At 64.1% G+C, this 14,166-nt stretch carries 12 protein-coding genes; 1 reads left to right on the top strand and 11 read right to left on the bottom strand.

The genetic code is table 11. The features are described from left to right. The first annotated feature begins 16 nt into the window (after positions 1-16). Positions 17-2,983, top strand: a complete 2,967-nt coding sequence (locus GM676_RS26480) for a beta strand repeat-containing protein (protein ID WP_155467200.1) — start codon at positions 17-19, stop codon at positions 2,981-2,983. 7 nt (positions 2,984-2,990) lie between these two features. Here the strand turns inward: GM676_RS26480 and GM676_RS26475 are convergent, their stop codons facing one another. The 11 genes from GM676_RS26475 to GM676_RS26425 all read right to left on the bottom strand — a co-directional run. Beyond that, positions 2,991-3,881, bottom strand: coding sequence for a pseudouridine synthase (locus GM676_RS26475; RefSeq protein ID WP_155467199.1), 891 nt, complete (start codon positions 3,879-3,881; stop codon positions 2,991-2,993). A gap of 1 nt (position 3,882) precedes the next feature. After that, positions 3,883-4,758 (bottom strand): M48 family metallopeptidase, encoded by an 876-nt coding sequence (locus GM676_RS26470; protein ID WP_155467198.1) that lies wholly within the window; start codon positions 4,756-4,758, stop codon positions 3,883-3,885. Further along, on the bottom strand, positions 4,745-5,992 hold the full coding sequence (locus GM676_RS26465; protein ID WP_155467197.1) for an AmpG family muropeptide MFS transporter: 1,248 nt from the start codon (positions 5,990-5,992) through the stop codon (positions 4,745-4,747). Before GM676_RS26465 ends, GM676_RS26470 begins: the two co-directional genes overlap by 14 nt. Continuing rightward, positions 5,992-6,594, bottom strand: a complete 603-nt coding sequence (gene metW, locus GM676_RS26460) for a methionine biosynthesis protein MetW (RefSeq protein WP_155467196.1) — start codon at positions 6,592-6,594, stop codon at positions 5,992-5,994. Before metW ends, GM676_RS26465 begins: the two co-directional genes overlap by 1 nt. Then, positions 6,591-7,706: a homoserine O-succinyltransferase MetX gene (metX, locus tag GM676_RS26455; RefSeq protein WP_229262877.1), complete on the bottom strand. Its 1,116-nt coding sequence runs from the start codon at positions 7,704-7,706 to the stop codon at positions 6,591-6,593. Before metX ends, metW begins: the two co-directional genes overlap by 4 nt. Before the next feature lie 109 nt (positions 7,707-7,815). Beyond that, positions 7,816-9,561, bottom strand: coding sequence for a phosphoenolpyruvate--protein phosphotransferase (gene ptsP / locus GM676_RS26450; protein ID WP_155467231.1), 1,746 nt, complete (start codon positions 9,559-9,561; stop codon positions 7,816-7,818). A gap of 44 nt (positions 9,562-9,605) precedes the next feature. Beyond that, positions 9,606-9,875 carry an HPr family phosphocarrier protein gene (locus tag GM676_RS26445; RefSeq protein ID WP_154382893.1) on the bottom strand — a complete coding sequence of 90 codons (270 nt, stop codon included), beginning with the start codon at positions 9,873-9,875 and terminating at the stop codon, positions 9,606-9,608. Positions 9,876-9,924: 49 nt separating this feature from the next. Then, positions 9,925-10,326, bottom strand: a complete 402-nt coding sequence (locus GM676_RS26440; RefSeq protein ID WP_155467194.1) for a PTS sugar transporter subunit IIA — start codon at positions 10,324-10,326, stop codon at positions 9,925-9,927. A gap of 36 nt (positions 10,327-10,362) precedes the next feature. Continuing rightward, a complete protein-coding gene (gene gshB, locus GM676_RS26435) occupies positions 10,363-11,313 on the bottom strand; it encodes a glutathione synthase (protein WP_155467193.1) in 951 nt (316 codons plus the stop codon). A gap of 32 nt (positions 11,314-11,345) precedes the next feature. Beyond that, entirely contained in the window at positions 11,346-12,647 is a 1,302-nt protein-coding gene (gene gshA, locus GM676_RS26430; protein WP_155467192.1) for a glutamate--cysteine ligase, read from the bottom strand. 114 nt (positions 12,648-12,761) lie between these two features. Continuing rightward, a partial coding sequence (locus tag GM676_RS26425) for an ammonium transporter (RefSeq protein ID WP_308936703.1) occupies positions 12,762-14,166 on the bottom strand: 1,405 nt, incomplete at its 5' end.

Raw genomic sequence — 14,166 nt, 5'->3', positions numbered from 1 at the left:
ATAACTTTTGAATCCCATGCCCGCCCCCACCCTGCTGTCTGTCTCCTCGTCCGACAACTCCACCATCACGCTGCACTTCGACCGCGCCGTGTTTGCCGGCGACAGCAGCATCGTGATCAGCGACGGTTATAGCCAGCGCTACCTCGGGACCACCGGCCTGTCCAGCCGCATTGTCGGCGCCACCGACAGCCGGGTGATCGGCAGCCATGACAGCCAGGTCAGCTACAGCGGCCAGGACGTCGTCATCCACCTGTCCAGCGCCCTCAAAAGCGGGCTCAACTACAATGTCACCATGGGTGGCCGCGCCGTGCTCGACAGCAGCGACAGCGGCAACGCCAGCGTCAGCGCGACCGCGCTGTTCAGCTTTACCGCCAGCGGCGTGGCCACCCCGGCCACGCCCTCGGCTGTGATCGGTGCCGCCCTTCACTTCACCGACACCGGCGTCAGCGCCAGCGACTACATCACCGCGGCGCTGGAGCAGACCGTGAGCGGCACCTACACCGGCACGCTGAGCGCCAACGATTTCATCCAGGTATCGCTCGATAACGGCGCCAGCTGGCACAAGGCCACCGCAAGCGCCGCCGGCGCCTGGAGCTACAGCGGCGCGATCGACACCGGCAATCTGACCGGGGGCGCCGACGGCCTCCTCAACGGTACGCTGCTGGCGCGCGTCAGCAACAACGTCGGCGGCAACAGCGGCACCGCCAGCCATAGTTATATCTACTACAATAGCCACCCGATCAACATCAGCATCGGCGGCAACTTCACATTTTCCGCCGACACCGGCACCAGCAGCAGCGACCGCATCACCAACAGCGCCGCCCAGACCATCAGCGGCACCTACGAGGGCGCGCTGCTCACCGGCCAGACGTTGCAAGTGTCGGTCGACGACGGCGCCAGCTGGATCAGCGCCACCGCCGCCAGCGGCGTCTGGCAGGCTGACGCCACGCTGGTCAGCGGCGCCCATCAGGTGCAGGCGCGCGTGACCGATGCGGTCGGCAACACCAGCGGCGTCGCCGCGGCAGACTACCAGTTGCTGACCGGCGCCCTCTCACTGTCCGGCCGCGCGCTGACGCTGGCCGACGGCAGCGACACCGGCGTGTCGTCCAGCGACGCCATCACCAACAATCCGCAACAAGTCACCCTGAACGTGGCCGGCCTGCATGGCCTGCACGCCGGCGACACTATCCAGATCGTCGACGCCAGCCACGACTCGGCCGTGGTGGGCAGCTACGTGATCCAGTCCGCTGACCTCTACTACGGCGACGACTACTTCTCGGTCAGCAAATTCAATCCCGAGGCGCGCACCACGTTCGACATCAGCCTCGGCACGCTGGCCGACGGCGCTCATACCTTGGCCGCCCGCATCCTGGACATGGCAGGCAACACCAGCAGCAGCGCCAGCGCCACCGCCGCCATCACGGTCGACCGCAAGATACCGCTGCTCTCGGCCACGGCGCCGGTGGAAGGCGCGACCACGGACGCCACCAGCCTGACCAAGCTGGTGTTCACCTTCAATGAAAACATCGCCATTGCCGACGGCACCGTGGTCACCATCAGCGACGATAACAACAGCGACAACACTCAGGAGATCACGCTGGCCAGCAACGCGGCCAGCGGCAAGACGCTGACCATCGATCTGGACAGCGCGCTGGTGAACGGCACCCATTACACGGTGCGCGGCGCCATCGTCAGCGACCTCGCGGGCAATGTCGGCGTGACCGGCGACGACTCGATGCTGCATTTCACCACCGCCAGCGGCGGCTCGGCGCCGAAGCTCACCTACACCGACACGGCGCCAGCCTCGGACACCGACGCCGGCTCGGCGCTGCACACCGACGGCGTCACCAACCACCACCGCATCAGCGTCACGAACCTCGATCCACAGGGCACGTGGTACTACCGCCTGGGCACGGCCGACAGCTGGCACGCGGGCAGCGGCGATGGCTTCGACCTGGACGACGGCGCGTATGCGATGGACCAGATCCAGGTCAAGCAAACGGTGAGCGGCGTCGACAGCACGGTCGCCAGCATCGTCCAGCCTTTGACCGTCGATACGCAGCCTTCCACCGCCATCGTGACCGGCACGCCAAACGCCTTCGCCAGCGGTGCCGCCAGCATCGACGGTTTTCTGAGCGGCAGCACCGACTTGCCGAATGAAATCGTCGAGATCACCTTCGACCATGGCGCGACCTGGACGAAGGCGGCTACCACCTACCAGGCCAGCGGCCAAGCCACCTGGAGCCTGACCGGCCTGAGCGGCCAGCTCACCGACAACTATGGCGTGCGACTATCCGATCAGGCCGGCAACGTCACCGCCTTCGCCGGCCAGGAGGAGGCCGCGCCGACCTACTATCTGTCCAACAACGGCGTCACCTACAGCCACGCCGGCGACAATGACAGCATCGTGTATGGCGGCTCGGGTGCGGACAACATCATCGTCGGCAACCGCGCGCAGGTGATCGGCGGCGATGGCGATACGGTCACCAGCGGCAGCGACGCCGTGATCACGGTGGGCGACTACGCCACGGTCAGCACCGGTGGCGGCACGAATGTGATCACGGCCGGCGCGGGAGCGCACATCAATACCGGCAGCGGCGCGGATATCATCTCGATCAGTTCGGTCAGCGGCGCCATCGTCGGCGCCGGCGCCGGCGCGGACACGCTGCGCCTGACGGCCACCACCGAAGCGTCACTGACAGCGCTGAGCAGCAGCTTCAGCGGCATCGACACGCTCAGCTTTGACGCCAGCGACACCAACGTGCTGAATATCGGCAGCAGCGCCGCCGTCCACAGTTTTACCGATAGCGACACCCTGACCATTACCGCCCTCCAGTCTGGCTCCAAGGTGCATCTGGAACAAGCGGACTGGGTCGCGGCCGGCACGCAGGGCGACTACAACGTCTATCACGATGCCGACGGCAGCGGCAGCATCACCCTGCTGATCGGCCAGAACATCCTGGTCAACATCTCAACCTCGTAGGCCGGCGCTACAGCGCGCGGCGCGAGCGGAACTCGCGCCACTCGCCGCTGAGGGGATCGATGAAACTGATGGCGCGCGCCAGCAGTTGCAAGGGCTGCGACACGTCGTCCTGTTTGCAGGGCAGCGCCACCGGATAGAAGGCGTCGTTCACAATCGGAATGCCGAGTGAGGACAAGTGCACGCGCAACTGGTGCTGGCGTCCGGTATGCGGATACAGGCGGTACAAGGTCAGCTCCCCACGCTGTTCGATCACGTCGATCAGCGTTTCCGAATTCGGCTCGCCCTCCACTTCCTTCATGACGAAGAACTTGTCGCCCTCCACCATGCGGCTGCGGTAGGTGAAAGGAAAAGTCACGCCCTCAAGGCGTGGCGCCAGTGCTTCGTATTCCTTGTCGATCACGCGCTTCTGGAACAGGGATTGATACACGCCGCGGCTGGCGGCGTTGCGCGAGAAGATCACCACGCCGGCGGTCTCGCGGTCCAGCCTGTGGATCGGCACCAGATCTTCCTCGCCCAGCGCTTTGCGCAGGCGCACCAGCAGCGTCTCGTGCAGGAAGCGGCCGGAGGGAATCACCGGCAGGAAGTGCGGCTTGTCCACCACCACCAGATGTTCGTCCTGATGCAGGATCTCTTCCCTGAACGGGATCGGCGTTTCGGGGTATTCCAGCTCGCGGTAATAGAACATGCGCAGGCCGCGCTTGAAGCGGCTGGTGGGCAGCAACGGCTTGCCATCGTTATCCACCACGTCGCCGCGCGCCATGCGTTCGCGCCACGCGGCCTCGCTCACATCGGGAAAGCGCGCCACCAGGAAGCTGATCATGTCAGACCAGTCGCCCTCCGGCAGATACAGATAGCTGGGCGCGACGCCGTCGCGCATGGGCAGCGGGTGGCGCGGCATATCAGGACTTCGGCAGCGCGAGCGAGCGGTATGGCGGCAGCTTGTTCGGGTCCAGTCCCTTGGCGCGCGCGAACACCGGCAGCACCAGATGCATATTCTTGTTCATGTCCTCGATGCGCTGGTTGCCGCTCGGGTGGGTCGACAGGAAGGGCAAGGGCTGGGCCTTGTTCACGGCGCTCATCTTCTGCCACAGGGCGATGCCGGCGCGCGGATCGAAACCGGCGCGCGCGGCCAGGTCCATGCCGACCAGATCGGCCTCGCTCTCGTCGCTGCGCGAGAAGCTCAGCGAGGCCACTTTGGCGGCGCCGCTGCCGACCGCATCGCCGAGGCGCGGATCGAGCCCGAAGTAAGCCGCGCCGGCGGCGCCGGCCAGCCGCGCCACCAGCGAGGTGGCGTTGTTCTTGCCGGCTTGCTCGCGCGCGTGCTCGCGCAGGGCGTGGGCGATTTCGTGGCCCATCACCATGGCCACTTCATCGTCGGTCAGATTCAGTTTGGTCAGGATGCCGTTGTAGAAGGCGATGCGGCCGCCTGGCATGCAGAACGCGTTCACGGTCGGGGAATTCAGCAGGTTGACCTGCCAGTCCCATTTGGCCGCGTCCGGATTCCAGCGCGAGGTAAAGGGAATCAGGCGGCCGGCGATGGCGCGCAGGCGGATCAGTTGCGGATTGCGGTCGGTGGCGACGGCGTCTTTCTGATGGGCTTCGGCCAGCATCTGGTTGTACTGGAGTTTCGACTGCTCGTCGAACTGGCGCGAGTCCGCGCCGGCCAGGCCGCGCAGCGGCGACAGCTTGCGCACCGGTATGCCGTCATCCTGCGCCAGTGCGCTGGCGCAGATCAGCAGCGCCAGCAAGGCGCTTTTCAATTTAAGCTTTTTCATGTCCACTATTCCACGGAGCGATTTTGGGCAGCATCATCATTGCAGGGAATGCAAGGATAAAGCATACGATAAAGAACCAGAACCATCCGGTTTCGGCAACAATATACCCCACCGAGGAGTTGATGAATGTGCGCGGCACCGCAGCCAGGCTGGAAAACAGCGCATATTGGGTGGCGGTGTAGCGCGGATCGGTGGCGCGCGACATGAAGGCTACCAGCGCGGCCGAGCCCAGGCCAAGGCTGGCAAACGCCTCGAAGCCGAAGACGGCGCTCAGCAGCAGCTTGTCCGGGCCGACCTGCGCCAGCCAGGCAAAGCCGAGGATGGCCAGCGCTTGCAGCACGCCGAACACCCACAGCGCGCGGTTGATGCCCAGCTTGATCATCCAGATGCCGCCCACCGCGCCGCCGGCCAAGCTGGCCCACCAACCGGTGGCGTTGGCGGCCAGGCCGATGTCCTTGGTGGAGAAGCCGATGTCGAGGAAAAACTTGGTCGACAAGGCAGTCGTCATCGTATCGCCGATTTTGTAGAGCAGCACGAAGGCGATGATGAGCGCGGCCTGCTTGATGCCATCGCGCTTGATGAATTCACGGAACGGCAGCACCACCGCCTCTTGCAAATTCTTCGGCGGCTCACCGTACAGGGTCGGTTCCCTGGACAGCAGCGTGCACGCCAGGCCTGGCAACATGAAGGCGGCCACGGTCCAGAACACGACCTGCCACGGCTGGCTGTCCGCCATCACCAATCCCAGCGCGCTAGGTATCAGGCTGGCGGCCTTGTAGGCGTTGACGATGATGGCCGCACCCAGGCCCTGCTCTTCCTCGGCCAGAATCTCGCGGCGATAGGCGTCGATCACCACGTCCTGACTGGCCGACAAGAAGGCAATCAGGAACACGGTGCCGGCGATCAGCGATAGCTCCAGCTTCGGGTCCAACATGCCCAGCCCACCGATAAAGGCGAACAGCGCCAGCTGGGTCAGCGCCATCCAGCCACGCCGGCGGCCCAGCGGCAGCACGGTGTAGCGGTCCATGAACGGCGCCCACAGGAACTTGAAGGTGTAGGGGAACATGGCCAGGCCGAACAGGCCCAGCGCCTTGACGTCCAGTCCGGACTTGGCCAGCCACGCCTGCATCAGGTAGATCAGCGTGTACAGCGGCAGTCCGGAACTGAAGCCCAGGAACAGGATGGAAACGGTGCGTCCGTTGATGTAGCTGTACCAGGGCGTTTTTTGCGTCATTATTTTTTTCGTAGTCGGAACACGGCCAGGTCGCCGCGCAGGTTAGGCAGGAATGATACCCGCTTCCCTTCCGCCAGCGCCACACATTCAATCACTTCCAGCCCGCAATCCTCGGCCAGATCGCGGAAGTCGGTGATGGTGGCGCAGCGCAGGTTGGGCGTGTCGTACCACTCGTACGGCAGCGATTCCGACACCGGCATGCGCCCTTTCAGCAGCGCCACGCGGTGCGGCCAGTAGGCAAAGTTGGGGAACGAGACAATCGCCTCCTTGCCGACACGGACGATGTCGCGCAACAGCGCCTCCACGTGCTTCATCATCTGCAAGGAGGACAGGCACAGTACCGTGTCGAAGCTGTTGTCGCCGAACAGGCCCAGGCCCTGCTCCATGTCTTGCTGGATCACCTGCACGCCGCGCCGGGTGGATTCCAGCACCTTGTCGTCGGCGATCTCGATGCCGTAGCCGCTGCATTGCTTGTCGCTTTGCAGATAGTCCATCATCACGCCGTCGCCGCAGCCGACGTCCAGCACATGCGACTTGTCGCCGATCCAGTGGGCGATGAAGGCCAGGTCCGGGCGCGCCGCGCTCAATTCATTGAAGTTCATGCCTTGCCCCCGATCTCGTTCCACACCTGGTCGTAATAGGCGCGCACCATGTTCATGTAGCGCGGGTCTTCCAGCAGGAAGGCATCGTGGCCATGCGGCGCATCGATTTCCGCGTACGTGACCTTGCGGCGGTTGCTGATCAGCGCCTGCACGATTTCGCGGCTGCGCTCCGGCGAGAAGCGCCAGTCGGTGGTGAAGGACGCCAGGAAGAACCTGGCCTTGGTGCCGGCCAGGGTCTTCGCCAGGTCGCCGTTGTGCAAGCGCGCCGGATCAAAGTAATCCAGCGCCTTGGTAATCAGCAGATAGGTGTTGGCGTCGAAGTATTCGCTGAACTTGTCGCCCTGGTAGCGCAGGTAGGATTCGATCTCGAAGTCGACGCCGAAGTCGAATTTGTAGTCGCCGCTGGCAGCGACGTCGCGCAGCTTGCGGCCGAACTTCTCCGCCATGTCGTCGTCCGACAGGTAGGTGATGTGGCCGATCATGCGCGCCACTTTCAAACCATTCTTCGGCACCACGCCATGCTCGTAGAAATCGCCGCCGCGGTAATCCGGATCGGTCAGGATGGCCTGGCGCGCCACGTCGTTGAAGGCGATGTTCTGCGCCGACAGCTTGGGCGTGGAGGCGATCACCACGCAGTGACGCAGGCGGTCCGGATACATGATGGACCACGACAGCGCCTGCATGCCGCCCAGCGAGCCGCCCATGACGGCGGCGAACTGGCGGATGCCCAGCGCATCGGCCAGGCGTGCCTGCGCCGCCACCCAGTCCTCTACTGTCACCACCGGGAAGGCGGCGCCATACGGCTTGCCGGTGGCCGGGTTGGTGTGCATCGGCCCAGTGGAGCCGAAGCAGGAACCAAGGTTGTTCACGCCGATCACGAAGAACTTGTTGGTGTCCAGCGACTTGCCCGGGCCGACCATGTTGTCCCACCAGCCGGTGCTTTTGGCGACGCCTTCGTATTCGCCGGCCACGTGGTGCGAAGCGTTCAGTGCGTGGCAGACCAGCACCGCATTGGATTTGTCGGCATTCAGGGTGCCGTAGGTTTCGTACACCAGCATATAGTCGCGCAGCGACGCGCCGCTTTGCAGGAGCAGGGGCTCGGCAAAATGCATGGTTTGCGGCTTAACGTATCCCAGGGATGACATCGTTGATTTAATTTTTATTGGGCGGCCCCGCGGGCCAACGATCAAGGCTGGACCGCGAATGATGGGTCCAGCCGGTTCACATCAACTGTAATTGTTCGACCGCGTCTGCAATCACGTTGGGTTCCATCGAGCGCATGATCTTGCGGGTTTGCGGCATGATGCGCGCAAGATCGCTGTTCAGGATTTCCTGCTTGACCGAGAGCAGTTGGGCCGGATGCATCGAGAATTCCCGCAATCCCATGCCCAGCAGGAGACGTGTCAGTTTGACATCCCCCGCCATTTCGCCGCACACGGCGACGTCGATCCCGGCTTTATGCCCGGCCGCAATCGTCATCGAGATCAGTTGCAGCACAGCCGGATGCAGCGGATTGTAAAGGTGTGCGACCTCATAATCAACCCGGTCGATGGCCAGGGTGTACTGAATCAGGTCATTGGTGCCGATCGACAGGAAGTTCATGCGCTTGACGAACATGGGCAACGCCAGCGCCGCCGCCGGGATTTCGATCATGGCGCCGACATCGACATTTTCGTCAAACTTGACGTTTTGCTCACGCAGTTCGGCCTTGGCCTGCGCCACCATGGCCAGCGACTGGTCGATCTCGAAGGCATGCGCCAGCATCGGAATCAGGATGCGCACCTTGCCGAAGGCCGAGGCGCGCAGGATGGCGCGCAGCTGCGTCAGGAAGATCTGCGGCTCCGCCAGGCAGTAGCGGATGGCGCGCAGGCCCAGCGCCGGATTGAGCGCGGTCTGCTCGCTTTGATCGAGCGGCTTGTCGGCGCCGATGTCCAGCGTGCGGATGGTAACCGGGCGGCCCTTCATCGCCACCACGGCCTTCCTGTACTGCTCGAACTGCTCGTCCTCGGACGGGATCTTGCTGTTGCGGCCCATGAACAGGAATTCGGAACGGAACAGGCCCACGCCGTTGGCGCCCGCCTCCATCGCGGCCGGGCAATCGTCCGGCAGTTCGATATTGGCCAGCAGGGTGATCTCGGTACCATCCTTGGTGATGGCCGGCGTTTTCTTGAGCTTCTGGAGTTTCTTGCGCGCGCGGGCGGCGGCGTTCTGGCGTTCGCGGTACTGCTCCAGCACCAGCACGCTCGGATTGGCGATCACCACGCCGGCGTCGCCGTCGATGATCAGCCAGTCGTCCTGCTCGATCAGGGTGGAGGCGCCCGACATGCCGACCGCCGCCGGAATATCCAGCGAGCGCGCGACGATGGCGGTGTGCGAGTTCTGGCCGCCGACGTCGGTCACAAAGCCGATGAAGGAACGGTCGCGGAATTGCAGCATGTCGGCCGGCGAGATATCGTGCGCCACGATGATCATCTGCGGCTGGACCTCGTCCTCGCCACCGTCGGCCTTGGGCAGCATTTGCTCGGTGCCCATCAGCACCTTGAGCACGCGCTCGGCCACCTGCTGGATGTCGGCCTTGCGCTCGCGCAGGTAGGGGTCTTCGATTTCGTCGAACTGCGCCGACAGCTCGTCGATCTGGGTCAGCAGCGCCCATTCGGCGTTGTAGTGGCGGGTGCGGATGATGTCGAGCGGCGCTTCCGAAATCATCGGATCGGACAGGATCAGCGCGTGCACGTCGATGAACGCGCCCAGCTCGGTCGGCGCGTCCTTGGGCAGCTCATTCCACAGCGTCTGCAATTCCTTGTGCACGGCGGCCAGCGCCTGTTGCAGGCGCGTGACCTCGGCCTCGACCTGCTCTTCCGCCACCAAGTAATGCTTGACGTCCAGCGCCGCCGGCGCCAGCAGGTGGGCGCGGCCAATCGCAATGCCGCGCGAGACCGGAATGCCGTGCAGGGTGAACGAGGCCATCGGCGGGCCTGCGGGGAAACGGGGACGGCTGCGTTCCGCCGCCATTACTCGCCTTCGCCGAACTTGTCGTTGACCAGGGCGCTCAGGGCGGCGACGCAATCGCCTTCATCGTCGCCGTCGGCCTCCAGCAGGACTTTGGCGCCCTTGCCGGCCGCCAGCATCATCACGCCCATGATGGATTTGGCGTTGATCCGGCGCGCGTTACGCGTCAGCCAGACATCGCTTTTGTATTTTGCTGCCAGTTGGGTAAATTTGGCGGAAGCGCGCGCATGCAAACCAAGCTTGTTAATAATTTCGAGTTCTTGCTGAATCATTTTTCTTTTATCTCAATCAGAGTGCGCATTGCTAAAAAAAACGTCGGGATTAGCCGACGCGTGTCCGGTTGTCGACGCGCACCGCTCCACTTTGCGCGCCGGCCAGGGCCATCTCGACCACCACGTCCAGCGTGTCGCGGCGGTAGGTGATGGCGCGCAGCAGCATCGGCAAACTGATGCCCGCGATCACCTCCACCCGGCCCGCGTCGGCCAGCCGGTTGCAGCAGTTGGCGGGCGTGCCGCCTTTGACGTCGGTGATGACCAGCACGCCGTCGCCATCGTCGAGACGCTTGATCGCCGCCGCCGCCAGATCCTGGACTTGGCCGAGGTCCTGGTCGGCGATCACGTCGATCGCCTCCAGATGCTCGGTCGGACCACGAAACACGTGGGCGCAGGCCGCAAGAAAGGCCTGTCCCAGTGGGGCGTGTGTCATAAGTAGTATGCCTACCATATTGTTAAACCGCCAGTGAGTAATGAATATTTCTTGTCATCGGCCCAGGGCCACCGCCGCCTCGACCGCGTCGATGAACGTCGCCGCCACCGGGAAGCCGGCCTGCTGGGTGATCTCCTGGAAGCAGGTCGGGCTGGTGACGTTCACCTCGGTCAGGAAATCGCCGATCACATCCAATCCTACCAGCAACAGGCCGCGGGCGGCCAATATCGGCCCCAGCGTATTGGCGATTTCAAAATCGCGCGCGGTCAGCGGCTGGGCCACGCCGATGCCGCCGGCCGCCAGGTTGCCGCGCACCTCGCCGTTCTGCGGAATGCGCGCCAGCGCGAACGGCACCGGCTTGCCGCCGATGACCAGAATGCGCTTGTCGCCCTTGACGATGTCCGGGATGTAGCGCTGCGCCATGATGGTCTGCTTGCCGTTGTTGGTCAGCGTCTCGATGATGGAACCAAGGTTCATGCCGTCGGCCGTCACGCGGAAGATGCCGGTGCCGCCCATGCCGTCCAGCGGCTTGAGGATAATGTCGCCGTGCTGCTTCTGGAAGGCGCGGATGCGCGCCTCGTCCGCGGTCACCAGGGTGGGCGAGGTGAACTCGCTGAACTGGGCGATGGCCAGCTTTTCATTATGGTCGCGGATGGCGGACGGCTTGTTGAACACCTGCGCGCCCTGCTTCTCGGCCAGCTCCAGCAGGTAGGTGCCGTACACGTATTCCATGTCGAACGGCGGGTCCTTGCGCTGGATGATGGCGTCGAACTCGCCGAGATTGGTTTCGACCGGCCCGGCCGCGCGGTACCAGTCCTTGCTGTCGCCGGTCAGGGTGATGAGCGACACCCTGGCGCTGACCACGCCCTGCTCCACCGCCATGTCCTTTTGCTCGAAGGCGTAGACGGCGTGGCCGCGCTTGCCGGCTTCGACCATCATGGCGTAGGTGGAATCCTTGTAGGTCTTGAAGGTCGACAACGGGTCGGCGAGGAAGGCGATTTTCATTGGGTGTTCAACAGTAGAGGTAATGGCTGATTTTAGTACACTTCCGGATTCGGATCGGTGCGCTCCATTTCCAGCGAGGCCGCCAGCAGCGCCAGGCGCGCCACCACGCCGTACACGTAGAAGCGGTTCGGCGCGGCCGTGCCCGGCTTGGCCTTGAGATCCGGCACCGCGTGCTGCTGCGCGAACGCCAGCGGCACGTATTGCGAGCCGGGCGCGTTCAGGTTCTGGTCGACGCCCTTCTCGGCGTGCACGCGGTAGAAGCCGCCCACCACGTAGCGGTCGATCATGTACACCACCGGCTCGGCCACCGCGTGCTCGATGCTCTCGAAGGTCGGCACGCCTTCCTGGATGATGAAGTCGGTCACTTCCTTGCCATCCTTGACGACGGTCATCTTGTCGCGCTGGGCCTGGGTCAGGTCCTGGATCTCGGCCGAGTCCTTGATGGTCAGGATGCTGGTGCCATAGGTGCCGGCGTCCGGCTTGACGATCACGAACGGCTTCTGGTCCTTGATGCCGTATTCCTTGTACTTCTTCTTGATCTTGGCCAGCAGCGCGTCGACATTGGCGGCCAGGCATTCGTAGCCCTCGCCGGTGCGGAAGTTGACCGCGTCGCACTTGGCGTGCAGCGGGTTCAGCATCCACGGGTCGACGCCGATCAGCTTGCCGAACTTCTTCACCACCTCGTCGTAGGCGTTCAGGTGATTGCTCTTGCGGCGCAGCGCCCAGCCGGCGTGCAGCGGCGGCAGCAGGCTTTGCTCATGGATGTTTTGCAGGATGTCCGGGATGCCGGCCGACAGGTCGTTGTTCAGCAAAATGGTGCACGGATCGAAATCCTTGAGGCCGACGCGGCGGCCGTTGGGCGAGCGCACCAGCGGCTCCACCACCAGCATATTGCCGTCCGGCAGAGGCAGCGGGGTCGGCTGGGTGACTTCCGGCGACAGCGAGCCGAGGCGCACGTGCAGGCCGGTCTGGCGGAAGATCTGCATCAGGCGCGCCACGTTCTGCCAGTAGGTCGGATGGCGCTGGGTGATTTCCGGGATCAGCAGCAGGTTGCGCGCGTCCGGGCAATACTTGTCGATCGCGGCCATGGCGGCCTGCACCGACAGCGGCAGCATCTCAGTGGCCAGCATGTTGAAGCCGCCCGGGAACAGATTGGTATCCACCGGCGCCAGCTTGTAGCCGGCATTCCTCATATCCACCGAGCAATAAAACGGCGGCGTGTGCTCCTGCCATTCGAGGCGGAACCAACGCTCGATTGCGGGGGTGGCGGCCAGGATTTTTTCTTCCAGGTCGAGCAGGGGTCCGCTCAGGGCCGTGACGAGGTGGGGAACCATGTTTACATCCTTATTACCGTGCGGACTATGCCAAATGAGGGCAAAAATCCTATTTTAAAGGCAGGCAATAAAAAAAGCGCCCCGAGGGGCGCTTTTCGGATGCAACATTGCTAATTAAGCATGGTAAGCGGATTCACCGTGGGTGGTGATATCCAGGCCTTCGCGCTCTTCCTCTTCCGGCACGCGCAGGCCGATGACGATGTCCACCAGTTTGTAGGCGATCACCGAAACCACGGCCGACCAGATGATGGTGGTGCCGACGCCGGTGGCCTGCACGATCACTTGCGAGCCGATCGAGTAGTCAGCCGATGCCTTGTTGGCAACGTAGTCGAAGATGCCCTGGCCGCCCAGCGATGGTGCGGCGAACACACCGGTCAGGATGGCACCCAGGATGCCGCCAACGCCGTGCACGCCGAACACGTCCAGCGAGTCGTCAGCGCCCAGCAGGCGTTTCAGGCCGTTCACGCCCCACAGGCAGATCACGCCAGCCAGCAGGCCCATGATCAGCGCGCCCATCGGACCGACGAAGCCGCAGGCCGGGGTGATGGCCACCAGGCCGGCCACCGCGCCCGAGGCGCCGCCCAGCATCGATGGTTTGCCCTTGAAGATCCACTCGGCGAACACCCACGCCACGGTGGCGGCGGCGGTAGCCAGCAGGGTGTTGATGAAGGCCAGGCCGGCGATGTCGGCCGCTTCCAGCGCCGAACCGGCGTTGAAACCGAACCAGCCCACCCACAGCAGCGATGCACCAATCATGGTCATGGTGACCGAGTGCGGCGCCATCGATTCGCGGCCGTAGCCGACGCGTTTGCCGATCATGTAGGCGCCCACCAGGCCGGCGACCGCCGCATTGATGTGCACCACGGTGCCGCCGGCGAAGTCCAGCGCACCTTTCTGGAACAGGAAGCCGGCTTTGGCGGTTTCCGATGCCAGGGTGGCGGCGTCCTTGATCGCGTCCGGACCGGTCCAGAACCAGACCATGTGGGCGATCGGCAGGTAGGCGAAGGTGAACCACAGCACCACGAAGGCCAGCACGGCGGTGAACTTGGCGCGCTCGGCGAAGGCGCCGACGATCAGGCCGCAGGTGATGGCCGCGAAGGTCGCCTGGAAGGCCACGTACACGAACTCAGGAATCACCACGCCCTTGCTGAAGGTGGCGGCGTAGGAGAAGGCGCCCTTGGCCGGGTCCCAGATGCCGTTCAGGAAGGCACGGTCGAACTTGCCGAAGAAGGCGTTACCCTCGGTGAACGCCAGCGAGTAGCCGTAGATGCACCACAGCACGATGATCAGGGCAAACACCATGAACACCTGCATCAGGATCGACAGCATGTTTTTCGAACGCACCAGGCCGCCGTAGAACAGGGCCAGGCCAGGAATGGTCATCAGAATCACCAGCAGGGTCGACACCATCATCCAGGCGGTGTCGCCTTTTTGCGGGGTCGGAGCGGCCGGGGCCGCTGCTGCTTCGGCAGGCGCGGCGGCAGCCGGTGCGGCGGCGGCTGGCGCAGCGGCGGCGGCT

The sequence above is a fragment of the Duganella radicis genome (genome assembly GCF_009720825.1).
Taxonomy (GTDB): Bacteria; Pseudomonadota; Gammaproteobacteria; order Burkholderiales; family Burkholderiaceae_D; genus Rugamonas; species Rugamonas radicis.
The sequence above is the reverse complement of the archived record's forward strand: the minus strand, read 5'-3'. Positions and strand labels throughout refer to the sequence as shown.